Here is a 22,174-nt window from a genome sequence, read left to right on the forward strand (position 1 = left end):
TTGAGCTGTTCATCGGAAGCCTGCCTCGGCGAGCCAATTACGCGTGCGCGTGATGTTCTGGCTCGACCGACAGTCGCATGCCGACAGTCTTCAGCACGGCCAGCAGTGTCTTGAGTGTCGGGTTGCCTTTGGGTGACAGCGCCCGGTACAGCGATTCGCGGCTTATCCCAGCCTCGGCCGCCACCGCACCCAGCCCACCGTAGGCTTCCGCCACGGTGCGTAGAGCTAGTAAGCCCGCAGCTCGGTCGTCCGGGTTGTCAAGCGACTCCATTGCCGCTTTCAGGTATTCGATCGCCAACTCGCGATCGGCGCGCAGTTCGGCAACTTCTTCTTCGTGGTGCGATACCACGCCTTTGAGCTTGCTCATGTTTGCCTCCGTTTCCATTCCGACCACAGTTCCTTGGCGCACTTGATGTCCGCCGGTTGACTGCTCTTGTCGCCGCCGCACAGCAGCAGCACGACCGACTTGCCATGGCGGCCGCAGTAGACGCGATAGCCAGCGCCGACATGAATGTACGCTTGGGCCAACAGTACGCTGGCCCTAGCCCTGATCGATCTTGCGGATCACGCGTGCCGGGTTGCCGACCGCCATCGAATCCGGCGGTACGTCTCGGGTGACGACCGAACCTGCGCCGATCACGCTACGCGCGCCGATGGTGACACCCGGCAGAATGATCGCGCCGCCGCCGATCCAGCAGTCGTCCTCGATGACCACCTTTTTGCAGGTGGTATGCCAATCGCGGCGCGGACGGTAATCCAGCGGATGGGTGGCGGTGTAGATCTGCACATTGGGCGCGATGAGCACGTTGCTGCCGATCACCACCTCGCCCAGGTCGACGATGGTGACGTTGAAGTTGACGAAAGTGTGTTCGCCGAAACGGATATTGCGACCGAATTCGCAGGTGAAGGGCGACATCAGTAAACAAGAGGAGGGGCAGGCGGCGAATAGTTCGGCGGCGATGGTTTGTCGCGCCGCCCGGTCGTCCGGCGGCGTCGCATTGAAGCGCGCCACCAGCCGTTGCCCATGCAGGCGGTCTCGGTTGATGGCCGGCATATTGTCGTCCAGTACGCCGCCGGCCAATATCTGATCCCATTCGCTTTGCATCTCTTGGTTCCTCAGTACTCCAAAATAAAACGAATCGTCGGCCGTAGCATTGCCAACAACCTCTCGCGATCAATGGTGCCAGAATGGATGGCGCGCGCCATCAGACCATCGCACAGGGCGCCGATCAAGTCGAACTTGCTGTCGATTTCCGCTTGGGTCAGCGGTCGGGGACTCCCTTTTCTCAGTAGCTCGCTGATCGTATCGCGTACCTTTTCGTGCGAGGCCCGCACGATGGCGGCCACTTTGGCGTTGCGCCCAGCCTCGGCCAGAATTTCGATCTGCAGTGCTGCGTAGTCGGCATCGAGCCAATCTCTGACCGGATCGTCCAACTGCGCCAGCATATCCTCGAAAATGTTGCTGCTATTCAATAGATGCTGGATCGAGGCCAGCCATTCGTCCAAGTCTTGTTGCACGATGGCATCGATGATGGCTTCTTTGTTTTCGAAATAATGGTAAATGTGGCCGACGCTCATGCCGGCTTCCTTGGCCAATTGCGCCATGCTGCAGCCGTGGAAGCCGTGTTGGCGAAAGCTGCGCGCAGCGGCTTCCAGCACTTGATTGCGGCGCTTGCCGGCGCGTTCTTGCTCGGGCGTGATAGGGGTAGTCGCCATGGCATGTATCCAGAAAGTAAACAGCTAAGCAGTTGTTCAAACTTTTCCGATTGCGGAATGCGTGAACTTTATCATAGAATGAACGCTCGAACTAGATTGAATGTTCATTCTAAAACAAAGCGCATGCCGCCGCGCTGTCCCTCCGGCCAGCTGGCGCTCTCATTGGAAACAGGTCTCCTATGCAAAGAAATGTCCCGTTATTTCGCGGCGCCGCGCTGGCGCTCGTCTTTGCCGCCGGCTTGAGCGCCTGCGACAAAGGGGCGGCGGGCCAGCAGCAAGTCGCCACGGCGCCCCGCGTCGGGGTCGTCGCCATCGCCCCGCAGCGTGTTGCGCTGGATACCGAATTGCCTGGTCGAACGGCCGCCCACACCTTGGCCGAGGTACGGCCGCAAGTCGGCGGTATCGTGCTCAAGCGCCTCTTCACCGAAGGGGCCGACGTCAAGGCCGGCCAGCCCTTGTATCAAATCGATCCTGCGACCTATCGCGCCAGTGCGCAAAGCGCCGAGGCGAATCTTGCCGCGTTGAAACTCAAGGTGGATCGTTACAAGCAACTGATCGCCATCAACGCCGTCGGTCAGCAGGACTACGACGACGCCGTGTCGGCGCTCAAGCAAGCCCAGGCCGCGGCCGACACCGCGCGCATCAACCTCGGCTACACCCGCGTGCTGGCACCGGTGTCCGGCCGCATCGGCAAGTCGACGGTGACCGAGGGTGCGCTGGTGACCGCCGATCAAGCCACTGCGTTGACCACTATCCAAGCGCTCGACCCGATTTATGTCGACGTGACGCGTTCCAGCGGCGAACTGTTGCAACTGAAGCAGCAACTGGCCAGCGGCACCTTGAAGAGTGCCGGGGCGGATGCCGCGCGCGTGCGGCTGGTGCTGGAGGACGGCAGCGCCTATCCGTTGGAAGGCAAGTTGCAATTTACCGACGTGACTGTCGACCCGAGCACCGGCGCGGTGACGCTGCGCGCCGAATTCCCCAATCCGAAGCATGCATTGCTGCCGGGCATGTTCGTGCGCGCCAAGCTGATCGAAGGCGTCAACGAACAGGCGATTCTGGTGCAGCAAGACGCGATCAGCCACAACGAGAAAGGCGAGGCGGTGGCCATGGTGGTGGGGGCCGGCAACAAGGTCGAGGCGCGGGTGGTGCAGACGCCGCGCGCGGTCGGCAACCGCTGGCTGGTGAGCCAGGGCCTGAAGCCGGGCGACCGCGTGATCGTCGAAGGCCTGCAGTATGTCCGTCCGGGTATGCCGGTGCAGGCAACGCCGGCGCAAGGCGGCGGGGCGGGGGAATAAGCCATGGCAAGATTCTTTATCGATCGCCCGATCTTCGCCTGGGTGATCGCCATCATCATCATGCTGGCCGGCCTGCTGGCGATCACCGGTTTGCCGGTGTCTCAGTATCCGAATATCGCGCCGCCGCAGGTGTCGATTCGCGCCACTTATCCGGGCGCTTCGGCCAGCACCATCGAGAACACCGTCACCCAGGTGATCGAGCAGAACATGAAGGGGCTCGACGGTCTGCTGTATATGTCCTCGACCAGCGATTCGTCCGGCGGCGTCAGCATCAACCTGACCTTCAACGCCGGCACCGACCCCGACATCGCCCAGGTGCAAGTGCAGAATAAGCTGTCGTTGGCGACACCGCGTCTACCGCAGGTGGTGCAGCAGCAGGGCATTACCGTCAACAAGGCCAACGCCAGCTTTCTGATGGTGCTGGGCTTCGTGTCGGAAGACGGTTCGATGAACGCCACCGACTTGGCCGATTACGTGTCGACCAACGTGCTCGATCCGATCAGCCGCGTCGATGGCGTCGGCAGCGTACAGTTGTTCGGCGCGCCCTACGCCATGCGCATCTGGCTCGATCCGAACAAGCTCTATACCTATAAGCTCAACCCGTCCGACGTTTCCAGCGCCATCCAGGCGCAGAACGCCGAGGTATCGGCCGGCCAACTGGGCGGCACGCCGTCGGTCAAGGGACAGCGGCTGAACGTCACCGTGACCTCGCAAACGCTGCTGCACACGCCGCAACAGTTCGGCAACATCTTGCTGCGAACCAATGCCGACGGTTCGTCGGTACGGGTGCGCGACGTGGCGCGCGTCGAACTGGGCTCGGAAAGTTACGAAAACGTCACCCGCTTCAACGGCAAACCGGCCACCGGCCTTGCCATTACCCTGGCCACCGGCGCCAATGCGCTGGCGACCGCCAAGGGCGTGGAAGCCCGCATCGACGAGTTGGCGAAGTTCTATCCGAGCGGGATGAAGACCGTCTATCCGTTCGATACCACGCCGTTCGTCAAGATCTCGATTCGCGAAGTGATCAAGACGCTGGCCGAAGCCATCGTGCTGGTATTCCTGGTGATGTATCTGTTCTTGCAGAACTTCCGGGCCACGCTGATTCCGACCATCGCCGTGCCGGTGGTGCTGCTCGGCACCTTCGGCGTGCTGTCGGTCGCCGGTTTTTCGATCAACACCCTGACCATGTTCGGCATGGTGCTGGCGATCGGCCTTTTGGTCGACGACGCCATCGTGGTGGTGGAGAACGTCGAGCGCGTGATGAGCGAGGAGGGGCTGTCGCCCAAGGAGGCCACCAAGCTATCGATGCAGCAGATCACCAGCGCGCTGGTGGGCATCGGCCTGGTGCTGTCGGCGGTGTTTGTGCCGATGGCCTTCTTCGGCGGCTCCACCGGGGTGATTTACCGCCAGTTCTCCATCACCATCGTCGCCGCCATGGCGCTGTCGGTTCTGGTGGCGCTGGTGTTGACGCCGGCCTTGTGCGCCACGCTGCTCAAGCCGGTGGAGAAGGATCACGAGAAGCATCACAAGGGCTTCTTCGGCTGGTTCAACCGCATGTTCGACCGCAATACCGAGCGCTACCAGGGTGTGGTCGGACGCGTACTGGCGCGTTCCACCCGCTACTCGCTGATCTATCTGGCGTTGATCGGCATCATGGCGCTGTTATTCCTGCGTCTGCCGACCTCTTTCTTGCCGGAAGAAGACCAGGGCGTGTTGTTTTCCATGGTGACGCTGCCGCCGGGCTCGACCCAAGAGAGCACCGTCAACGTGTTGAAGAAGGTGGAAAAGCACTTTCTGGTCGACGAGAAGGCCAACGTCAATTCGATCTTCACCGTGGCGGGCTTCAGCTTCGCCGGTAATGGCCAGAATACCGGCATTGCCTTCGTCAGTCTGAAGGACTGGGATCAGCGCAAGGCCGCAGCACAGAAGGCGGACGCGATCGCCGGCCGCGCCATGGCGGCGTTCTCGCAAATTCGCGAAGCAATGGTATTCGCCTTTGCGCCGCCGGCGGTGATGGAGTTGGGTAATGCCACCGGCTTCGACTTCCAGTTGCAGGATCAGGGCGGTCTCGGCCATGCCAAGCTGATGGCGGCACGCAATCAATTGCTGATGATGGCCGCCAAGGAGCCCGGCTTGATGGCCGTGCGCCCCAACGGCATGGAAGACACGCCGCAGTACAAGTTGGATGTCGACAAGGAACGCGCCGGCGCGCAAGGGCTGTCGATGGACAACGTCAACAGCGTGCTGGCGACCGCCTGGGGCGGCTCCTACGTCAACGATTTCCTCGACAAGGGGCGTACCAAGAAGGTCTATCTGCAGGCCGACGCGCCGTTCCGCATGCAGCCGGACGATCTGAAGCGCTGGTTCGTCAAAAACAGCAATGGCGATATGGTGCCGTTCTCCGCCTTCTCGCGCGCCTATTGGACCTATGCCTCGCCGCGCTTGGAGCGTTACGACGGCGTGCCTTCGGTCGAGATCATGGGGCAACCGGCGCCAGGCTTGAGCACCGGCGCGGCGATGAAAACCATGGAATCCCTGGCGGCCAAGTTGCCGGCCGGCATCGGTTATTCGTGGACCGGCTTGTCCTATCAGGAGCGGTTGGCCGGCTCGCAGGCGATGTCGCTGTATGCCTTGTCGATGCTGGTGGTGTTCCTGTGTCTGGCCGCATTGTACGAGAGCTGGTCGGTGCCGTTCTCGGTGATGCTGGTCGTGCCCTTGGGTGTGGTGGGCGCGTTGTTGGCCACCTGGATGCGCGGTCTGTCCAACGACGTGTACTTCCAGGTCGGTCTGTTGACCACCATCGGCTTGTCGACCAAGAACGCCATTTTGATCGTCGAGTTCGCCAAGTCGTTGCAAGAACAGGGGCGCGGGCTGATCGAGGCCACGCTGGAGGCTGCGCGCATGCGCTTGCGGCCGATCCTGATGACCTCGCTGGCCTTCGGGCTGGGGGTCTTGCCGTTGGCGATTTCCAACGGCGCCGGCTCCGGCAGCCAGCACGCCATCGGCACCGGGGTGCTGGGCGGCATGTTCGCCTCGACGGTATTGGGTATTTTCCTTATCCCGCTTTTCTTCGTGCAGATCCGTAAGTTCTTCACCAAAGAAGGCCAGACGGCGGCCGCGTCCGCCAAGGAGATCGAAGAATGATCGCCCGTATGCTACCGCTGGCGCTGGCCGCGGCGCTCGTGACCACCGGCTGCAGTTCGCTGTTGGCACCGGATTACCATCGCCCCCAGGCGCCGGTGCCGGCGGCCTTGCCGGACTACGGTCACCGTACCGATGCCGAACGCCTGGAACTTGACTGGCGCGCGTTTATTCTCGACGCAAGGCTGCGTCAGGTGGTCGAGACCGCCTTGGCCAACAACCGCGATCTGCGCATCGCCGCGCTGAATATCGACAAGGCGCGAGCCCAGTACGGCATCAGCCGCGCCGATCTGCTGCCGTCGATCAATGCCACGGCGACCGGCACACACAGCCAGACGGCACAGGATTTGACCAGTGCCGGCACACCGCGCATTACGCACGGCTATAGCGCCGGCCTGGGTTTCAGTGCCTGGGAGATCGACCTGTTCGGCAAGCTGCAGAACCAGAAGGACGCTGCTTGGGAGACGTTCCTGCAAAGTGCGGAAACGCGTAACGCCACCCAGATCAGCCTGGTGGCCGAAGTGGTCAACGCTTGGCTGACGCTGGCCGCCGACCAGGATCGGCTCAAGTTGGCCGAGGATACGCTGGCCAATCAGCAGACGTCCTACGCCTTGATCGCCGGCCGCTTCCACTTCGGCATCGGTTCGCAACTGGACGTGAGCCAGGCGCAGACCACGGTCGATAGCGCACGCGTCGACGCCGCCGGTTATCGCAGCCAAGTAGAGCAGGATCGGAATGCACTGGCCTTGCTGGCGGGCGCACCGCTGACCGATAGCATGCTGCCGCCGACCGGCCTGTTCGACGACGCCCCGGTGCTGACCGAGCTGCCGTCCGGATTGTCGTCCGAGGTGTTGTTGGCGCGGCCCGACTTGCGCGCCGACGAGCACGCGCTCAAGGCGGCCAACGCCAATATCGGTGCGGCGCGCGCGGCGTTCTTCCCCAGTATCACGCTGACGGCCAGCGTCGGTTCCGCCAGTAACGATATGAGCCGGCTGTTCAAGGGTGGCAACGGCACCTGGAACTTCGTGCCGCAATTGAATTTGCCGATCTTCAACGGCGGGGCGCTGATGGCCTCGCTGGATGTGGCCAAAGTGTCGCGCGACATTAACGTGGCGCAATACCAGAAAGACATCCAGACGGCATTCCGCGAAACGGCCGATGCGCTGGCGGTACGCGCCAATATGGACGAGCAACTGGCGGCGCAGCAGCACCTGGCCGCCGCCAGCGCCAACAGCTACCAACTGTCGGACGCGCGTTACAAGGCGGGTATCGATGGCTATCTCACGCTGCTGGATTCTCAGCGCTCGTTATATGCCGCCGAGCAGAAGCTGATCACCGTGAAGCTGGCGCAACAAGCCAACCGCGTCACCTTGTTCAAGGTGCTGGGTGGCGGGGCGTCGTGACGCTTTGGGCTGAAAAACACCAAACCGGCAGATCTTGACGCGAGAACGGCGGTGAATTGGCAAACGATTTGCCGATTCACCGCCGTTTACATGTGCCGGATAGGTGGAAACGGCGTTGTCGAGCGATACGCGGACGATCAGTGCCCGAGCTGGTCGAGCTCCTGCTCGGTGAGTCCCGTACATTGCATAACGAGAGTGCGGTCAACGCCCTTGGTCAGTAGGGCGTATGCAACTTCCTTGCGGGTTTTCAAGGTGCCTTTTTCGATCCCTTTTTCGATCCCTTCCTGGACCCATTCCTGCCGGAGTCTTTCCGCCATGGTCATGACAACCTCCTCATAAAAACGGCATCATGCGGGGAGGGCCGATGATAGCGGCCTAAGACGGGCAAGGCACGTCAGCGCGGTTCAGACTGCATGGCATCGGCCGGTCATCCCTCGCGGCCTATGTCGGCGGTCAGTATCGGCGCGTTGCTCGGCGAACGCGCCCTACACGGATAGGGTAGCGTGCGTTCGCCGCAGGCAACGCACGGATCATGTGGCCTTCAACCCGTCCGGCTCGGCTTGGCGTCGTCTGGCGCACAACGCCAGGCCGAGCACCATGCCCATCAAGGCCAGCACCTCGACGTAGTGGGCCGGTGCTTGCGGATCGCTCTTGAGCATCAGCGCCACCGCCATCGGCGTCAGGCCACCGAAGATCGCATAAGCCAGGTTGTACGACAGCGACAGGCCGCTGAAACGCACCGTCGCCGGGAAGGCGCGCACCATGATGCACGGCACGGCGGCGATCACGCCGACGGTCAGTCCAAGCAGCGCATAGCCGGGAAACAGCCAGTCCGGGTGCGCGGCGATCTGACTATAGAAACCGTAGCAGGCCACGAGCAAAAATCCAGAGCCGGCGAACAGCGTCGGGCCGTTGCCGAAGCGGTCGGTCAGACTGCCGGCCAGCACGCAGCCGATCGACAGGCAGACGACTGCCAGGCTGTTGGCCAATAAGGCTTTCTCTGCGCCGATGCCGGGCAATTTTCCCAATAGCGACGGCGTCATCAGGATCACCACCACGATGCCGCCGGTCAGCAGCCAAGTGGCCAGCATCGACAGCAGCATCGCGCCGCGATGCGAAGCCAGTACGCGTTTCATCGGCCATTCGGCCAATAACGCGCGCTGTTCCGCCAACTCCTTGAAGATCGGGGTTTCCTGCAGATAACCGCGCAGGTAGACCGCCAGCAGACCGAACACCCCGCCTAGCAGGAAGGGAATACGCCAGGCGCGCGCCACCAGCTCAGCTTCGCTGAAACGCGCGTGCATGGCGCTTGCCACCAGCGAACCGAGCAGGATGCCCAAGGTCAGGCCGGCGGTCAGCGTGCCGCAGGCGAAGCCGACGCGCCGCGCCGGCACGTGCTCGGAGACGAAGACCCAGGCGCCCGGGATTTCGCCGCCGATGGCCGCGCCTTGCAGTACGCGCAGCGCAAGCAGCAGCACCGGCGCCCAGATGCCGATATCGGCGTAGGTGGGCAACAGACCCATGATGAAGGTCGGCAGCGCCATCAGCAGGATGCTGAGCGTGAACATGCGCTTGCGGCCGTGCAGGTCGCCGAAATGCGCCATGACGATGCCGCCGAGCGGGCGGGCCAGATAACCGGCGGCGAAAATACCGTAGGTCTGCAGCTGAACCAGCCATTCCGGGCTATGCGGCGGAAAGAACACATGGCCCATGATCGCCGCGAAAAACACGTAGATGACGAAGTCGTAGAATTCGAGCGTGCCGCCCAAGGCGGCCAGCGCCAGGGTGCGGTAATCGCCGCGGTTGAGCGGGCGGGTGTGGTCGAAAGGCATTGTTGTTTGTCCCATGATCGTTATTATCGCGGCGTTCACAAGCGCCGTGTCGGATCAGAATACCTCATTGTCATGGGGCGGGAAATGCCTTCGCCGGCGATACAGAGACGGATTTCTGCTATTTGCTGCTGGCGATACGTTTGTATCGGCGAGGAAATGCCGTGGCGCGCGTTGCGCGCCCGGCATCAATAATGCGGCGGAATTTCGTGTTGCGGCCCGGCCTGATCCTGCCCCGGGTCATGGCTGCGCATCTGTTGATATAGCAAGCGCAACTGCTGCTGCAGCAAGTCGATCTGTTGCTGTTGGCGGGTGACGGTGAGGTTGAGCGTGTCGAGCATATCGTCCTGGAACGCCAGTTTGACTTCAAGCTCGGTGAGTCGATCTTCCGTGTTCATGCCAGCTCTCCTTGGCGCAGTTTCAACACCACTTTCTTGATCTGTGCCGGGTTTGCCACCGCACAGCAGGGACGGTGATATTCGCCCGCTTGAAAGATGGCGTACATGCCGGGCGACAACATCAGTTCGCAGGCCGGCTGCTTTGCGTCGTAGAACGCGATGTCCCGCTCCGACAAGTGGTCTTCCAGCAGCGTCGTCTCGCACTCCTTCGGCAGATAGTCGATACGCTCCGCGCCGCTGACCAGGTATTGCACGTCCAGATAGCGGGCATGCGCTTCGAAGCGGCGCGTGTCGGCATGGCCGGTGGTCATTTCCTGCACCAGGGCAAAGCAACGTTCGCCGTCGATCGGGTAACGACCCGCGGGCCGCTGGGCAAAATCCGCCAGCAGCGCGAGGACGTCGCGCAGTTCGGCGGGTAGGGGGCTGTTTGCCAGGTTGTCGATATGGTCGCAGTACATGGGCGGGTCTCGGATCGGGGATGCGGCATTTTAGCCGAATACCCCGCCGGCGTGGAGCGGATGCGCGATGCATTAGCGCATGACGAAGGCTTCGGCATGAAAGCGTGGCTTGCGGCCGTCGCGGTGAATCAAGCCCTCGGCTAACGCCGTACCCATGGCGGCGGGGCCGCAGAACCATACCGCCTCCACCGCTGGCAGCATGGCGGGCTGCAAACGCTCGCCATGGGCACTATCGATCAAATGCAGCCGTGCACCGGTCGCGGCGCACTGCCGGCGTAATTCGGCCAAATGCACCGCCTGCTCGGCAGCCGGCACACAGTAGTAAAAATCCACCCGATCCAGCATGCCGCCCCGCTGGGCAAAGGTTTCCAGCCAGGCTAGAAACGGTGTCACGCCGATGCCGGCGGCGACCCAGGCCTGGGATTGCTCGGGGCGGCCGGGCAGAAAACGACCATACGGGCCTTCCACCGTCACGGGCATGCCGGTTCGCAGGGTTTCGGCCAGTCGACCGGTATAGTCGCCCAGTCCCTTGATGATGAAACGCAGGTGACCCTGGCTGTTTTCGCCGCAGGCAATCGAGAACGGATGGGCGCCCTCGGCGGCATCGAAGGTCACGCGGGCGAATTGCCCGGCGCGGTGCCCCGGCCAGTCTTGCCCCATCTGGCAGCTAACCTCCACCATGCCGCCCGGCAGCGTGACCACCGATTGCACCAGGCCTGCGTGGCGGCGCGCCCGGCCCAGACGGCCGGTCAGCACCCAGATCGCCGCTAGCGTGCCTGCCAGGATGGTCAAGGCAAACAGCGCGCCGATAGGCGTCGGCCAGAAGGCGGCCGGCATCAGCACTGCGCCATGAAATGCGCCGAGCAGAAACAATGGCGCGAACAAGGTGTGCAGCTTGCGAAAGATGCCGTAGGGCAGGCGCCGCAGCAGGGCCAGTAGGACCAGCGCCAGCATGAGGTAGGCGCTCCAACTGCCGATTTCGCGCGCCAGCCCCGCCAGGGAAAATCCGCCATGGTGGCCGCCATGCCGCAACATCGGCTCGACGCCGAGCGCGATGAACAGCGGCGGCGACAGCTTGATTAGCCAATGCGTCGCCAGTAGTACGCCGCTGGCGATGCCCAGCCGTTTGTGCAGTCGGTACATCTTGTCTAGTCCGCCGAGCAGGCTCTCCAGCCACGGCGAGCGCGTGGCGAGCAGCATGGCGGCGCCCATCACGGTCATCAATTGCACCCCGGAAAGCAGAATCAATTGCTGGCGCCATTGCCAATAGTCGGCGGGCCAGCCGTATTGGGCGTAGCTGGCCCAGGCGAACAGCACGGTGCTCAGGGCCAGCAACAGGGTAAGAGGGTGTTTTTGCATGGTCGTTGTCTCAATGCAGGTGGAACTTGCCCGCATTGAAGCAACGCAAACTTAAGTGAAAATGAGGAAATTATCCTGGATGTTTCGAAATATTGCGCCGAGCGCTGTGCGCAACACTCGTTTAGCCGCCTTTACAAAATCCCATGTCCACTCGCGCCTCAGAACACTTTCCGTCCCCGGCGCCACACTTGGCGTACCAGCGGTACGCCGTCATGCGCCCGAACCTGTAGCAAGTCGGCTTGCTGACCGATGGCGATCTGTCCCCTGTCTTCCAGCCCCACGGCGCGTGCCGGGTTCAGGCTGACGCAGGCCACCGCGCGGTCGAGCGTCCAGCCGGCCTGTTCGACCAGCAGGTAGGCCGCGTGCAGCAGACTGGCCGGCACGTAGTCCGAAGATAAAATGTCCAGCAATCCCGCGCGCGCAAGCTCGGTGGCGGCGATGTTGCCGGAGTGCGAACCGCCGCGCACGACGTTGGGTGCGCCCATGACCGTGCGTAAGCCGTGTCGGTGCGCGGCTTGGGCCGCTGCCAGCGTGGTGGGGAATTCGGCGATGTCGACGCCGTCGGCCACCGCTTCCTCGATGTGATCCACCTCGGTATCGTCATGGCTGGCCAGACGAATCCGCCGCGCCCGGGCCATCTCGACCACCGCCTGTTTGTGCCGCGCCGCGTACTGCGCCTGGCGGGCTCTGCGCTCATCCACCGCCTGCAGGAAAGTGGACTCGTTCCAACCGACGTTCTTCTTGGCGTAGTACTTCTGGTATTGCGCCAGGTCGCGGTATTGGCGTTGGCCCGGCGTATGGTCCATCACCGAAATCAGCCGCACCGCCGGGTGATCGATCAACAGTCCCAGCTCGCCCAGCAGATCGTGGTAGGACAGTTCGCAGCGCAGGTGGAACAAGTGGTCGGCACGCAGAATGCCCGCGCGCATGCCCTGATCGATGGCGGCGAACGAGGTGTGCAGGGTGTCCAGGCGCACGCTCTCGTTTTCCAGATCGCCCACGGAGAGCGCGTCGAACACCGTGGTGATCCCGGCGGCCACGCATTGCGCGTCGTGGCTGACCACGGCGGGCAGCACCGGCCACAAGACGCCATTGCGCGGCATCAGGTGTTTTTCCAGATTGTCGGTATGCAGTTCCACCAGCCCCGGCAGCAGCTCGTCGCCCGCCAGATCCTCGCCCGCGCCCAGCGGGCGGTCGTGGATGGCGCAAACCACGCCTTGATCGATAACCACCGCGCCTCGGTCGATGATGTGGTCGGCCAGGATCAGCCGGGCGTTGTCCAGAATGTGTTTCATACGGCTTGCTCCTCCAGGCGTGCCGTCGGCACGCTGAAAATCCGGTTGGCGATGGCGTCGCGGGTGGCCTCGTCATGGAAAATACCGACCAGGGCCGCGCCGCGCCGGCGGGCTTCGCTCATCAATTCGATCACCACCGCGCGGTTGGCGGCATCCAGCGAGGCGGTGGGCTCGTCCAGCAGTAGGATCGGCCGCGGGGCGATCATCCCGCGTGCGATGTTGATCCGTTGCTGCTCGCCGCCGGAGAAGGTGGCGGGCGGCAAATGCCACAGCCGTTCGGCGATATTGAGGCGCGCGAGCCAGCCACCGGCTTCCGCCAGAGCTTGCGCCCGCGACCAGCCCCATTCCAGCAAGGGCTCCGCCACGATGTCCAGCGCGCCGACGCGTGGAATGACGCGCAAAAACTGGCTGACGTAGCCTAGCGTGTGGCGCCGTGCCTCGGCAATCTGATCGGGCCGGGCGCGTACCATGTCCAGCCACTGTCCGTCATGGCGGATGCCAATGCTGCCGGCCTGCACCAGATAGTTACCGTATAGCGCTTTCAACAGGGTGCTTTTGCCCGCGCCCGAGGGGCCTGTCAGCGCCACGCATTCGCCGGCCGCCACGGCCAGCGAGACATCGCTTAGGACGGGCAGTCGCAGGCCGCCTTGCTGGTGCAGGATGAAGGTCTTGCTCAAATGTTGGGCATCAATCATTAGCGTCATGGTCATCAAGCCTGAAGAATCGAAGACACCAGCAGTTGGCTGTACGGGTGTTGCGGGTCGTCGAGAATCTGGTCGGTCAGTCCGGTTTCGACCACGCGGCCGCGCTGCATCACCAGCGTGCGCTGTGCCAAGAGCCGTGCCACGCCCAGGTCGTGGGTCACCATGATCACCGCGATACCGGTATCGTGGACCAGGCGGCGCGTCAGATCGAGAAACCGGGCCTGTACCGAGACATCCAGCCCGCCGGTCGGTTCGTCCATGAACACCAGACGCGGCTGGGTCACTAGATTGCGTGCGATCTGCAGTCTCTGTTGCATGCCGCCGGAAAATGCCGAGGGCTTGTCGTCCAGCCTGTCTGCACCGATTTCCACCTTGTCCAACCAATCGCCGGCGCGCTCGCGCAAGCGGCCATAGTGACGCTCGCCCAGCGCCATCAGCCGCTCGCTGATATTGGCGCCCGCCGAGACGTTCATCCGCAGGCCGTCCCGGGCATGCTGGGTGACATAACCCCATTCGCTGCGCGCCAGACGGCGGCGCTCGGCTTCCGGCAGGCAGGTCAACTCATGCGCCATGCCGTCGCGATCCAGAAACCGCACTTGCCCGCGGTCGGCGGCCAGTTTGCCGGCCAAGGTGGCCAGCAGCGTCGATTTGCCCGAACCGGATTCGCCGACGATGCCCAGCACCTCGCCCGGATACAGCTCGAAGTCGATATCGAAACAACCCTGGCCATTGCCATAGTCCTTGCACAAACCGCGTGTACTGAGAATCGGCCGTGTCATGCCATTCCCTCCTGTAGGGTGCGTTGCGCCTGGCAATAGTCGCTGTCCGAGCAGACGAACAAACGATGGCCGGCGTCGTCGGTAATGATCTCGTCCAGATAACTGTCGCCCGATCCGCACAGCGCGCAGACATGCGGCCAGCGCTGCACCGCGAACGGGTGATCTTCGAAAGCCAGGCTTTCGACGGCGGTGTAGGGGGGGATGGCGTACAGCCGCTTTTCGCGACCGGCGCCGAACAACATCAACGCCGGGCTGCGATCGAGCTTCGGATTGTCGAATTTCGGGATCGGCGAAGGCGAGGCCAGATAGCGGCCATTGACCAGGACCGGATAGTCGTAGCTGGTGGCGACGTGGCCGAAGCGGGCAATGTCCTCGTACAACTTGACGTGCATCAGGCCGTACTCCTGGTGCGCGTGCAGCTTGCGGGTTTCGACCTCCGACGCCTCCAGCGTGCGCAACGGCTCCGGCTCCGGTACTTGAAAGACCATGATCTGGCCCTCGCATAGCGCGGTTTCCGGGATGCGGTGCCGCGTCTGGATCAGCGTGGCGTCCGCCGTGCGCGTAGTGGTGGCCACGCCGGTTACCCGAGCAAAGAAACGGCGAATGTTGACGGCGTTGGTGGTGTCGTCGGCGCCTTGATCGATCACCTTGAGGACATCGCTTTTGCCGATGATGCTGGCGGTCAACTGGATGCCGCCGGTCCCCCAGCCATAGGGGAGCGGCATCTCCCGGCTGCCGAACGGCACCTGATAACCGGGAATCGCCACCGCTTTGAGCAGACCGCGCCGCAGCATGCGCTTGGTGTTTTCATCCAGAAAACCGAAGTTGTATTGCCATTGGCGCTCAGTCATGGCGGGTCTCCTGTTGCGAAAGATCCGCCGCCTGCTGGCGCAAGGTGCGGATCAAGGCCAGCTCGGCCTGAAAGTCGACGTAATGCGGCAGCTTGAGGTGCTGTACGAAGCCCGAAGCTTCGACATTGTCGCTGTGGTAGAGCACGAATTCCTGCTGCTGGGTCGGAGCCAGCTGGTCTTCCCCCAGCTCCTCGGCACGCAGACTGCGGTCGACCAGCGCCATGGCCATGGCCTTGCGCTCCGCCTCGCCGAACGACAGGCCGTAGCCACGGGTGAATTGTGGCGGTGCGGTTTTGCTACCGGCAAATTGGTTGATCATCTGGCACTCGGTCAGGGTGATCGCGCCGATGTCGATCTCGAAGCCCAATTCCGGCGGGCAGACGCTGACGCCGACCTCGCCCATGCGGATTTCACCGGCGAAGGGATGGCTCTCGGCATAGCCGCGCTGGGTGGCGTATGCCAGCCCCAGCAGCCAACCTTCGTCGGCGCGCGCCAGATTCTGCAACCGTGCCGGACGGCTGGCCGGGAACATCAACGGCGAACGGGTCAGATCCGGCGGTTCCGGGTCGCCCACCGGTATCGTTTCCGCTTCGATCAGCCCTTCGCGCGCCAGCGTGTCGAGAACGTTCGGCAGCGGGTGGGGCAGCGGGTCATGATCCTCGGCACAGTCCGCCTCCGCGCCGCTTTGCGCCAGCGAGAAGTCCAGCAGGCGCTGGGTATAGTCGGCGGTCGGGCCGAGAATCTGCCCGCCCGGCACGTCCTTGAAGGTCCCGGAAATGCGCCGGCGCACCCGCATGGCGCCGGTGTCCAGCGGCAGACTGGTCGCCAGGCGCGGCAGGGTGGTACGGAAGGCGCGCAACAGGAAGATCGCCTCGACCGCATCGCCCGCGGCCTGTTTCAGGGCCAGCGCCGCCAGGTTTTCATCGTAGAGCGAGCCTTCCAACATGACCCTGGCCACGGCCAGGCGCATTTGTTCGCGAATCTGCGCCAGCTCCAGCTCAAGCAGCCGTGGGTCGCCGCGCCGGCTGGCCGCCAGTAAATCCCAGGAGCGGGCAATCGCCTGCTCTCCGCCTTTGACGGCAACGTACATGTCATCCCTCCTGAATGCGGGTGGTGCGCGGCAAGCCGGCAATGCGATCGTCGGCGATCAGAATCGCATCGACACCGAGCGGAAAGCGCGCATGGTTGGCTTGCCATTGGTGCCAGAAATCGCCTGGCAGACCGTCGGCGCCAAAGCGGCGCGTGTGCGGAATGCCGGGCCCGCTGCCTATCACCTGATCCTGGTTGAACGCCTCGATCTCGATCAAAAGGGTGGCCGAACGATCCGGATAGGCATCGCTGCCGGCCTTGAGCGTGGACAGCGGCGGTAGCGGCGTGCCGGCGGTCAGCAAGAGAAAATCGGCCTCGGCCGGATTGGCGGCCAGATTCATCCCCGTATGGAAACGCAGGCTGGCCAGCGTGTCGTCCGGCAAGGACGGCAGCCACAGCGACACGTCGCGGTCGATCAAGGTATAGAGCAGGGCGGCGCTGCCGCGCGAGAGGCCAGGCAGTGCCGGCGGCAGACAGGGTAGGGCGCTCAGCCGTAGCGGCTGCGCCAGCGCATCCAATAGGCTGCGAAACGTCTGCTGGGCATCGTCGACCGGGTGTTTGAATGCGGGATGCAGCATCATTCTCCCCTGACCATGGTAAAAAATTCGACTTTGCTGGCGGCCGCCTGGCGTGCATCGCGCGCGCGCCGCTCATCCAGAGCGCCTTGTAGCGGCGCGACCAGCTGCGTCAGCAGCTCAGCCTGATGCCGTGGGTCCTGCAACAGGGCATCGGCCACGGCGATCAGCTCGGCGTGCTCCGCATTCGAGCCGCGCACCCAGCCGTGGCCGGTTTGCTCGCCAATACGGCAACTGGCGCGGGTGACACTGATCTCGGCCAGATTGAAACGTGCCCCCGTGCCGCCGGCTCGACCCTGCAACATCACCAGCCCGGTTTCGGCGCGACGCAGCCACACCGGCGCCTCCGTCCGCTGCCGCCAAGGTGCCAGCAGCGTTTGCAAAGCGTTCGGCGGGCTGTTGGCCAGTACGCTCAACCAGCGTTGTCTTGTTTGCATGTCTGAAAAGCTCATTCAAGAAAAATTCATATAAACGTATAGACGTATGCATGATAATGGCGCTCATCAGAGTTTGAACATCATGCCGGGATGAATGTTTTGTGACGTTTTCATGGTCCGGCTAGACGAAAGGAAGGCAGCATGATCGAACGCGGCAACGGCGTGGCGGTATGGCGCCAGATCGAAAACACCTTGGCGGAGGAAATCGCCGGCGGCAGTCTGCGCGCGGGCGAACAACTGCCGACCGAACTGCAGTTGGCCGAACGTTTCGGCGTCAACCGCCATACCATCCGCCGCGCGATGGCGACGTTGGTGGAGCGCGGCCTGCTGCGCATCGAGCAGGGGCGAGGCACGTTCGTCCAAGACAACGCCATCGATTACGCCATCAGCAAGCGCACGCGTTTTTCCCGCAATATGGCGCGGCAAAACCGTAGCGCCGAGGTGGAGATCATGGCGGCCGACACCGTGCCGGCCTCTGCCGAACTGGCCGAACTCTTGGCTATCGCCCCCGGCGATACGGTGTATCGCGTGAAAACCATCAGTACCGTCGAGCAGCGCGTGATCGATTTCGGTACGGCATTCTTCCCGGCGGCGCGTTTTCCCGGCCTGCCCGATGTCTTCCGCCGGCACCGTTCTGTGACGCGCACACTGCAGGAATACGGCGTGCCGGATTACACCCGGCGCTTCACCCGCGTGACGGCGCGCCTGCCCGATGCCGAGGTGGTGGATTTCCTCGGCATTCCGAAAAACCGGCCGGTGCTGCACGTCAAATCGCTCAACGTCGATCTGGATGGCCAGCCGGTGCAATACGGTGTGACCTGCTTCAACGGCGACCTGGTGCAATTGGTGATGGAGGACGAACACTGATGCGCTACGCCGTGTTCTATGCCCCGCCGGCCGACCAGGTTTTCTGGCGCCTCGGCAGCGATTGGCTAGGGCGCGATGCCGCGAGCGGCCAGGAACAGGCGCAACCGGCGCTACCCGGGGTCGCGGCCGACAGCCAGGCGGCATTGACTCGCGCCGCCGCCCGTTATGGCTGGCATGCCACGCTCAAAGCGCCGTTCCACGCCGCCGCCGGCATCGATCGCACAGCGCTGCTCGCGGCGGTCGCCGACCTGGCGCGCGGTTTTACCCCCTTCGAGATCGCACTGCGGGTGGATTGGCTCGATGACTTTCTGGCGCTGCGCCCGGATGCGGGCACCGCGCCGCTGCTGCTGGAGTTGGCGACTGCCTGTACGGTGGGTTTGCAACCGCTGACCGACGCCAGTCGGCCGTTGCCGCCGCGCCCGGGCCTGAGCTCCCGGCAGTTGGCGCTGTATCGCCGTTGGGGCTATCCCTATGTGTTCGAGCAATACCGTTTTCACCTGACCCTCAGCCAAGCGCTGGCGCGCTCGACGCCGCTGGCGGCGGCATTGGAACAGGGGGCGAGGGACTACTTCGCCGACCCTGTCCGGCAGTGTGTCGACGGCCTGGCGCTATTCGTCGAGCCCGGCCCGGGCTTGCCGCTGCGCTACTTGGCGCATTGCGGTTTCGATGGTGAAGTGAGGCACTATGGCGGCTGAAACCATCGGCCGGCTGTGGTATGTGATCGGCCCTTCCGGCGCCGGCAAGGACAGTCTGCTGGCCTATGCGCGCGAGCGCCTATCCGGCCAGGCGCGGCTGGTGTTCGCTCATCGCTACATCACCCGGCCGGCCGATGCCGGCGGCGAGAACCACATCGCACTCAGCGAACAGGAGTTCCAGTGCAGGGAACGACATGGCTGCTTTGCGCTCTGCTGGCGCCGCCATGCTTTGTGCTATGCCCTGGGGGGCGAGGTGGAGACTTGGCTTGCGCAGGGGCTGGACGTGGTGGTCAATGGCTCGCGCTCGACACTCGCGGCGGCGGCCGCGCATTTCCCGACGCTAACGCCGCTGTGGGTGCTGGCAAGCCCAGCCATCCTGTCGGCGCGGCTACGCGCCCGTGGTCGCGAAACCCCAGCGGCAATCGAGCGGCGGCTGCGAGAAGCGGCCGGTTTTGTACCGCCTTGCGGCAGTCTGGTGGTGCAGAACGACGGTTCGCTGGTTGAGGGCGGGGAGGCTTTGGTGGCTTTGTTGCAGCGCCCGCCCCCAAGCGGGGGTTAAGAAATACGACCGCTCGCTATGTGATGGCGCGATTCATCGACCCATTGCGTGGTACTCCCGAAATGCCGTGGCGACGGTGTGCAAGGCCTCGCGCGTACTACGATCGGACAAGGATGAAAGCATCACGATCGAAGAGGATGGCAGGCTGGGCAGGCCGAATCGGTCCGCCACGTCAATCAGTGCGGGTTTTGCCAGCCTGCGTGGGAAGGCGCCGACGGCAAGGCCCGCCGAGACCGCCGCCATGACGGCCTGCATATTTCCGCCGATAAATACTTCCGTCCAGCGCAGCGACGTTTTCTCCAGTGCGTGGATGGCCAGATTGCGCACCCCGCAGAGCGGACTGATGCTAGCCAACGGCAAGGGCGTATCCGGCGCGCAGTCGAAATCCGGCGAGGCATACCAACCGTACTCTTCGGGACACAAAGTCGTCCCTTCCCGCATGTCGTCCTCTCTACGAATGACGACGGCGTCAAGCTGTCTATCGCCGTAAGCACCTAGGATCGTACAGGCGCTGTCCAATTGGAGTTCGATCACTAGCGAAGGGGCCAGCGATCTCAGCCTGGATAGTATGTAGGGCATTTCAGGCCCGAATACATGGCTAGAAACGCCCAGCCTGATTTGTTCGCGTGGGGTGGCCAGGTTGGCGATGGCACGCTCGTGGGCATCGAGGAAATCCCGGGCGGACTCGATGAACCGCTCGCCATGCAACGAGAGTCGAACCTGTCGCGGAGTGCGTTCGACCAGGCGGTGATTCAGCGTTTTCTCCAGGCGTTTGAGCTTGATGCTGAGAGCCGCCTGGCTTGTCCCCAAAACCTCTGCGGCGCGCGTGAAGCTTTTTAAATCGGCAATCGCGACAAACGCCCTGACGGCGGCAATATCCAATGTAGGCATTTCAACTATTCATTTTTGATATCGCAGTAATAATGCTCGTGGCATTTAATGCCTGTCAACCGAATGCTACTATCCAAACCGATTATTCGTAAGAAGCGGCGTCGAGTTCTCGGTCTTCGCCCGAATTTAAGTGGCGCTATTTTATTTAAAAACAAAATAACCGGAGCGAAGTCGGATATGTCTTCCGTTTCATCGTCGAAAAACAAAATAGCCCTAGCCGCAGTGTGTTTATCTGCGATTATGCTGGGCTTGGAAATTACAAGTGTTCCATCGATTTTACCGACCCTCAAGCGTTTACTGCCCGCCGATTTCAAGCAACTTCAATGGGTCATGAATGCGTATACCATTGCGATGTGTTCAGTGTTAGTGGCAATGGGGACGCTGGCTGATCGATTTGGCCGTAGACGGGTTTTTATGGCTGGCATTGTGGTTTTTGGCATCGCGTCCTTGATTTGCGGACTGGCAACCAGTGCGCCGCTTCTCATCGCCGCACGTTTCCTGCAGGGAACCAGTGCCGCAGCCATGCTGGCCTGTCAGGTTGCGGTACTGTCGCATCAATTCCGCGATGGGCCGGAGCGCGGTGTGGCCTTCGGCTGGTGGGGGGTGATATTTGGCTTGGGACTGGGGTTTGGCCCCATCGTCGGTGGCGCCATTGTCGCCTTCGCGAGTTGGCAGTGGGTTTTCCTGATTCATGTCTTTATCGCGACGCTGACGGCTTTACTCGCTCGCGCCGGTGTCGTGGAGTCATCCGATCCTCACGCGGGCAAGATTGACGTGGGTGGCATGGCGACATTGTCCCTCGCCGTTTTTTGTCTGGTATACCTGATTACCCAAGGACATGGTCTGAGGGATGGCGGTTCGGCGGCGTTGGCCGTGCTCACGGGCGGCATCGTCAGTTTCGTGCTATTTCTATTCATCGAGAACCGTGTCGCTCGACCGATGTTCGATTTCAACGCCTTCCGTATCCCCAGCTTTTCTGGCGCGCTACTGGGCGCATGCGGCATGAACTTCAGTTTCTGGCCATTCGTGATCTATTTCCCAATCTATCTGCAGTCTGCTCTGGGCTATAGCAGCCTGGCATCCGGTCTTACGGTGCTGGCCTATACGCTACCGACCATCGTTGTGCCGCCTTATGCAGAAAAAATGCTGGCGAAGCGCGGTCCGAAATTTGTGATTCCACTTGGCCTTTTTTTTATAGCGTCGGGATTCTTTCTGCTACATCTGATCACGGCAACCGATCAGGCAAGCGGGATCACGCTATTGCCAGGCTGCATCTTGGCCGGTATTGGCCTGGGCCTGACCAATACCCCCGTCACCAACACCGCAACGGGGGCATTGCCACCCGAGCGTGCCGGTATGGCATCCGGCATGGAATATAGTGCTCGCATGATCTCGCTTGCCGTCAACATTGCCATCATGGGTTTTATTCTGGTGCGGGGCATCGCGGACACTTTGATTCTATTCTTACCGCGCACAGGGACTGTTCCGGATGTAAACCATTTGATAGACCTGATCGCAGCCGGGAATATTGCCGACATGACAATGCAGGGTATTCCGGGGTCGATTGCGAAAAATGCCCTGATACATGGATTCGAATGGGTAACGCTATATGGAACCTTGGCACCGTTCATTATCGGGGTTGTGGCGATAATGGTGTTCGACAAAAAACAAATCGTGCCCGCCAAGATGAAAGTGGCTCTTTGCGAAAAATAATCATCATCTACGTCGATTTTTTTTTCCGAAGCCCTAACAGCATCCTGACATATAAACATCGAGCAATTGGCCGCCGTGGCAGGCGGCCATTGCCGCCTCTTCGCCATGACAAACTGG

At 62.4% G+C, this 22,174-nt stretch carries 24 protein-coding genes; 7 read left to right on the forward strand and 17 right to left on the reverse strand.

Annotation, left to right across the window (positions count from 1 at the left end; all coding sequences use genetic code 11):
• Positions 1–37: 37 nt before the first annotated feature.
• From DFP86_RS01780 to DFP86_RS01790, 4 genes are read right to left on the reverse strand one after another with little or no spacing between them, the layout of a single operon-like run.
• Entirely contained in the window at positions 38–367 is a 330-nt protein-coding gene (locus DFP86_RS01780) for an addiction module antidote protein (protein ID WP_133678274.1), read from the reverse strand.
• A complete protein-coding gene (locus tag DFP86_RS19205; RefSeq protein ID WP_166642109.1) occupies positions 364–528 on the reverse strand; it encodes a type II toxin-antitoxin system RelE/ParE family toxin in 165 nt (54 codons plus the stop codon). Before DFP86_RS19205 ends, DFP86_RS01780 begins: the two co-directional genes overlap by 4 nt.
• Before the next feature lie 13 nt (positions 529–541).
• Entirely contained in the window at positions 542–1,105 is a 564-nt protein-coding gene (locus DFP86_RS01785; RefSeq protein WP_133678275.1) for a sugar O-acetyltransferase, read from the reverse strand.
• A gap of 11 nt (positions 1,106–1,116) precedes the next feature.
• Positions 1,117–1,716, reverse strand: coding sequence for a TetR/AcrR family transcriptional regulator (locus DFP86_RS01790; protein WP_133678276.1), 600 nt, complete (start codon positions 1,714–1,716; stop codon positions 1,117–1,119).
• Positions 1,717–1,895: 179 nt separating this feature from the next.
• Here DFP86_RS01790 and DFP86_RS01795 point away from each other — a divergent pair, with 179 nt between their 5' ends.
• The 3 genes from DFP86_RS01795 to DFP86_RS01805 are packed head-to-tail and all read left to right on the forward strand — an operon-like array spanning position 1,896 to position 7,558.
• Positions 1,896–3,014 (forward strand): efflux RND transporter periplasmic adaptor subunit, encoded by a 1,119-nt coding sequence (locus tag DFP86_RS01795; RefSeq protein ID WP_133678277.1) that lies wholly within the window; start codon positions 1,896–1,898, stop codon positions 3,012–3,014.
• Between the two features lie 3 nt (positions 3,015–3,017).
• Positions 3,018–6,158 (forward strand): efflux RND transporter permease subunit, encoded by a 3,141-nt coding sequence (locus tag DFP86_RS01800; RefSeq protein WP_133678278.1) that lies wholly within the window; start codon positions 3,018–3,020, stop codon positions 6,156–6,158.
• The gene (locus DFP86_RS01805) at positions 6,155–7,558 is read left to right on the forward strand and encodes an efflux transporter outer membrane subunit (protein ID WP_133678279.1); all 1,404 of its coding nucleotides are present in this window, start codon (positions 6,155–6,157) and stop codon (positions 7,556–7,558) included. Before DFP86_RS01800 ends, DFP86_RS01805 begins: the two co-directional genes overlap by 4 nt.
• A gap of 137 nt (positions 7,559–7,695) precedes the next feature.
• On the opposite strand, the gene DFP86_RS01810 is transcribed toward DFP86_RS01805, so the two are convergent.
• The 12 genes from DFP86_RS01810 to phnG all read right to left on the reverse strand — a co-directional run bounded on the left by DFP86_RS01810 (position 7,696) and on the right by phnG (position 17,332).
• The gene (locus DFP86_RS01810; protein ID WP_133678280.1) at positions 7,696–7,881 is read right to left on the reverse strand and encodes an RpnC/YadD family protein; all 186 of its coding nucleotides are present in this window, start codon (positions 7,879–7,881) and stop codon (positions 7,696–7,698) included.
• Positions 7,882–8,088: 207 nt separating this feature from the next.
• Positions 8,089–9,405, reverse strand: coding sequence for an MFS transporter (locus DFP86_RS01815; protein ID WP_133678281.1), 1,317 nt, complete (start codon positions 9,403–9,405; stop codon positions 8,089–8,091).
• 170 nt (positions 9,406–9,575) lie between these two features.
• Positions 9,576–9,785 (reverse strand): SlyX family protein, encoded by a 210-nt coding sequence (locus DFP86_RS01820; RefSeq protein WP_133678282.1) that lies wholly within the window; start codon positions 9,783–9,785, stop codon positions 9,576–9,578.
• Positions 9,782–10,243, reverse strand: a complete 462-nt coding sequence (locus tag DFP86_RS01825) for a NanQ anomerase/TabA/YiaL family protein (protein WP_133678283.1) — start codon at positions 10,241–10,243, stop codon at positions 9,782–9,784. Before DFP86_RS01825 ends, DFP86_RS01820 begins: the two co-directional genes overlap by 4 nt.
• A 72-nt stretch (positions 10,244–10,315) precedes the next feature.
• Positions 10,316–11,602 (reverse strand): ferredoxin reductase family protein, encoded by a 1,287-nt coding sequence (locus tag DFP86_RS01830; RefSeq protein WP_166642110.1) that lies wholly within the window; start codon positions 11,600–11,602, stop codon positions 10,316–10,318.
• A gap of 158 nt (positions 11,603–11,760) precedes the next feature.
• Positions 11,761–12,897 carry an alpha-D-ribose 1-methylphosphonate 5-triphosphate diphosphatase gene (locus DFP86_RS01835; RefSeq protein WP_133678285.1) on the reverse strand — a complete coding sequence of 379 codons (1,137 nt, stop codon included), beginning with the start codon at positions 12,895–12,897 and terminating at the stop codon, positions 11,761–11,763.
• On the reverse strand, positions 12,894–13,601 hold the full coding sequence (phnL, locus tag DFP86_RS01840; RefSeq protein ID WP_133678286.1) for a phosphonate C-P lyase system protein PhnL: 708 nt from the start codon (positions 13,599–13,601) through the stop codon (positions 12,894–12,896). The genes DFP86_RS01835 and phnL overlap by 4 nt, the downstream gene beginning before the upstream one ends.
• Before the next feature lie 5 nt (positions 13,602–13,606).
• Positions 13,607–14,380, reverse strand: coding sequence for a phosphonate C-P lyase system protein PhnK (gene phnK / locus DFP86_RS01845; RefSeq protein ID WP_133678287.1), 774 nt, complete (start codon positions 14,378–14,380; stop codon positions 13,607–13,609).
• Complete coding sequence (locus tag DFP86_RS01850; RefSeq protein ID WP_133678288.1) at positions 14,377–15,231, reverse strand: alpha-D-ribose 1-methylphosphonate 5-phosphate C-P-lyase PhnJ; 855 nt, start codon at positions 15,229–15,231, stop codon at positions 14,377–14,379. The genes phnK and DFP86_RS01850 overlap by 4 nt, the downstream gene beginning before the upstream one ends.
• Positions 15,224–16,321: a carbon-phosphorus lyase complex subunit gene (locus DFP86_RS01855; protein ID WP_133678289.1), complete on the reverse strand. Its 1,098-nt coding sequence runs from the start codon at positions 16,319–16,321 to the stop codon at positions 15,224–15,226. Before DFP86_RS01855 ends, DFP86_RS01850 begins: the two co-directional genes overlap by 8 nt.
• Before the next feature lies 1 nt (position 16,322).
• Complete coding sequence (gene phnH / locus DFP86_RS01860) at positions 16,323–16,901, reverse strand: phosphonate C-P lyase system protein PhnH (protein WP_133678290.1); 579 nt, start codon at positions 16,899–16,901, stop codon at positions 16,323–16,325.
• Positions 16,898–17,332, reverse strand: a complete 435-nt coding sequence (phnG, locus tag DFP86_RS01865) for a phosphonate C-P lyase system protein PhnG (RefSeq protein ID WP_208108180.1) — start codon at positions 17,330–17,332, stop codon at positions 16,898–16,900. Before phnG ends, phnH begins: the two co-directional genes overlap by 4 nt.
• A gap of 141 nt (positions 17,333–17,473) precedes the next feature.
• Between phnG and phnF the strand changes: the two genes are divergently transcribed.
• The 3 genes from phnF to phnN are packed head-to-tail and all read left to right on the forward strand — an operon-like array spanning position 17,474 to position 19,453.
• On the forward strand, positions 17,474–18,199 hold the full coding sequence (gene phnF, locus DFP86_RS01870) for a phosphonate metabolism transcriptional regulator PhnF (protein ID WP_133678292.1): 726 nt from the start codon (positions 17,474–17,476) through the stop codon (positions 18,197–18,199).
• On the forward strand, positions 18,199–18,894 hold the full coding sequence (locus DFP86_RS01875) for a DUF1045 domain-containing protein (protein ID WP_133678293.1): 696 nt from the start codon (positions 18,199–18,201) through the stop codon (positions 18,892–18,894). The genes phnF and DFP86_RS01875 overlap by 1 nt, the downstream gene beginning before the upstream one ends.
• A complete protein-coding gene (gene phnN / locus DFP86_RS01880; RefSeq protein ID WP_133678294.1) occupies positions 18,884–19,453 on the forward strand; it encodes a phosphonate metabolism protein/1,5-bisphosphokinase (PRPP-forming) PhnN in 570 nt (189 codons plus the stop codon). Before DFP86_RS01875 ends, phnN begins: the two co-directional genes overlap by 11 nt.
• Positions 19,454–19,486: 33 nt before the next feature.
• Here phnN and DFP86_RS01885 read toward each other — a convergent pair whose 3' ends face one another.
• The gene (locus tag DFP86_RS01885; protein ID WP_133678295.1) at positions 19,487–20,344 is read right to left on the reverse strand and encodes a LysR family transcriptional regulator; all 858 of its coding nucleotides are present in this window, start codon (positions 20,342–20,344) and stop codon (positions 19,487–19,489) included.
• Between the two features lie 63 nt (positions 20,345–20,407).
• On the opposite strand from DFP86_RS01885, the gene DFP86_RS01890 reads away from it, so the two are divergent.
• Positions 20,408–22,057, forward strand: a complete 1,650-nt coding sequence (locus tag DFP86_RS01890; protein ID WP_208108181.1) for an MFS transporter — start codon at positions 20,408–20,410, stop codon at positions 22,055–22,057.
• The last annotated feature ends 117 nt before the right edge of the window (positions 22,058–22,174 follow it).

The sequence above is a fragment of the Paludibacterium purpuratum genome (genome assembly GCF_004363805.1).
Lineage (GTDB): Bacteria > Pseudomonadota > Gammaproteobacteria > Burkholderiales > Chromobacteriaceae > Paludibacterium > Paludibacterium purpuratum.

What these genes read in the sequence shown, in the direction of transcription:
- DFP86_RS01855 (WP_133678289.1), bottom strand. Translation starts at nt 16,321, where the DNA reads ATGTACGTTGCCGTCAAAGGCGGAGAGCAGGCGATTGCCCGCTCCTGG.
- DFP86_RS01850 (WP_133678288.1), bottom strand. Translation starts at nt 15,231, where the DNA reads ATGACTGAGCGCCAATGGCAATACAACTTCGGTTTTCTGGATGAAAAC.
- DFP86_RS01800 (WP_133678278.1), top strand. Translation starts at nt 3,018, where the DNA reads ATGGCAAGATTCTTTATCGATCGCCCGATCTTCGCCTGGGTGATCGCC.
- DFP86_RS01875 (WP_133678293.1), top strand. Translation starts at nt 18,199, where the DNA reads ATGCGCTACGCCGTGTTCTATGCCCCGCCGGCCGACCAGGTTTTCTGG.
- DFP86_RS01790 (WP_133678276.1), bottom strand. Translation starts at nt 1,716, where the DNA reads ATGGCGACTACCCCTATCACGCCCGAGCAAGAACGCGCCGGCAAGCGC.
- DFP86_RS01825 (WP_133678283.1), bottom strand. Translation starts at nt 10,243, where the DNA reads ATGTACTGCGACCATATCGACAACCTGGCAAACAGCCCCCTACCCGCC.
- DFP86_RS01815 (WP_133678281.1), bottom strand. Translation starts at nt 9,405, where the DNA reads ATGGGACAAACAACAATGCCTTTCGACCACACCCGCCCGCTCAACCGC.
- DFP86_RS01820 (WP_133678282.1), bottom strand. Translation starts at nt 9,785, where the DNA reads ATGAACACGGAAGATCGACTCACCGAGCTTGAAGTCAAACTGGCGTTC.
- phnF (WP_133678292.1), top strand. Translation starts at nt 17,474, where the DNA reads ATGATCGAACGCGGCAACGGCGTGGCGGTATGGCGCCAGATCGAAAAC.
- DFP86_RS01810 (WP_133678280.1), bottom strand. Translation starts at nt 7,881, where the DNA reads ATGACCATGGCGGAAAGACTCCGGCAGGAATGGGTCCAGGAAGGGATC.
- DFP86_RS01890 (WP_208108181.1), top strand. Translation starts at nt 20,408, where the DNA reads ATGCTACTATCCAAACCGATTATTCGTAAGAAGCGGCGTCGAGTTCTC.
- DFP86_RS01805 (WP_133678279.1), top strand. Translation starts at nt 6,155, where the DNA reads ATGATCGCCCGTATGCTACCGCTGGCGCTGGCCGCGGCGCTCGTGACC.
- phnH (WP_133678290.1), bottom strand. Translation starts at nt 16,901, where the DNA reads ATGATGCTGCATCCCGCATTCAAACACCCGGTCGACGATGCCCAGCAG.
- DFP86_RS01795 (WP_133678277.1), top strand. Translation starts at nt 1,896, where the DNA reads ATGCAAAGAAATGTCCCGTTATTTCGCGGCGCCGCGCTGGCGCTCGTC.
- DFP86_RS01885 (WP_133678295.1), bottom strand. Translation starts at nt 20,344, where the DNA reads ATGCCTACATTGGATATTGCCGCCGTCAGGGCGTTTGTCGCGATTGCC.
- phnN (WP_133678294.1), top strand. Translation starts at nt 18,884, where the DNA reads ATGGCGGCTGAAACCATCGGCCGGCTGTGGTATGTGATCGGCCCTTCC.
- DFP86_RS01835 (WP_133678285.1), bottom strand. Translation starts at nt 12,897, where the DNA reads ATGAAACACATTCTGGACAACGCCCGGCTGATCCTGGCCGACCACATC.
- DFP86_RS01780 (WP_133678274.1), bottom strand. Translation starts at nt 367, where the DNA reads ATGAGCAAGCTCAAAGGCGTGGTATCGCACCACGAAGAAGAAGTTGCC.
- phnL (WP_133678286.1), bottom strand. Translation starts at nt 13,601, where the DNA reads ATGACGCTAATGATTGATGCCCAACATTTGAGCAAGACCTTCATCCTG.
- DFP86_RS01785 (WP_133678275.1), bottom strand. Translation starts at nt 1,105, where the DNA reads ATGCAAAGCGAATGGGATCAGATATTGGCCGGCGGCGTACTGGACGAC.
- phnK (WP_133678287.1), bottom strand. Translation starts at nt 14,380, where the DNA reads ATGACACGGCCGATTCTCAGTACACGCGGTTTGTGCAAGGACTATGGC.
- DFP86_RS01830 (WP_166642110.1), bottom strand. Translation starts at nt 11,602, where the DNA reads ATGCAAAAACACCCTCTTACCCTGTTGCTGGCCCTGAGCACCGTGCTG.
- phnG (WP_208108180.1), bottom strand. Translation starts at nt 17,332, where the DNA reads ATGCAAACAAGACAACGCTGGTTGAGCGTACTGGCCAACAGCCCGCCG.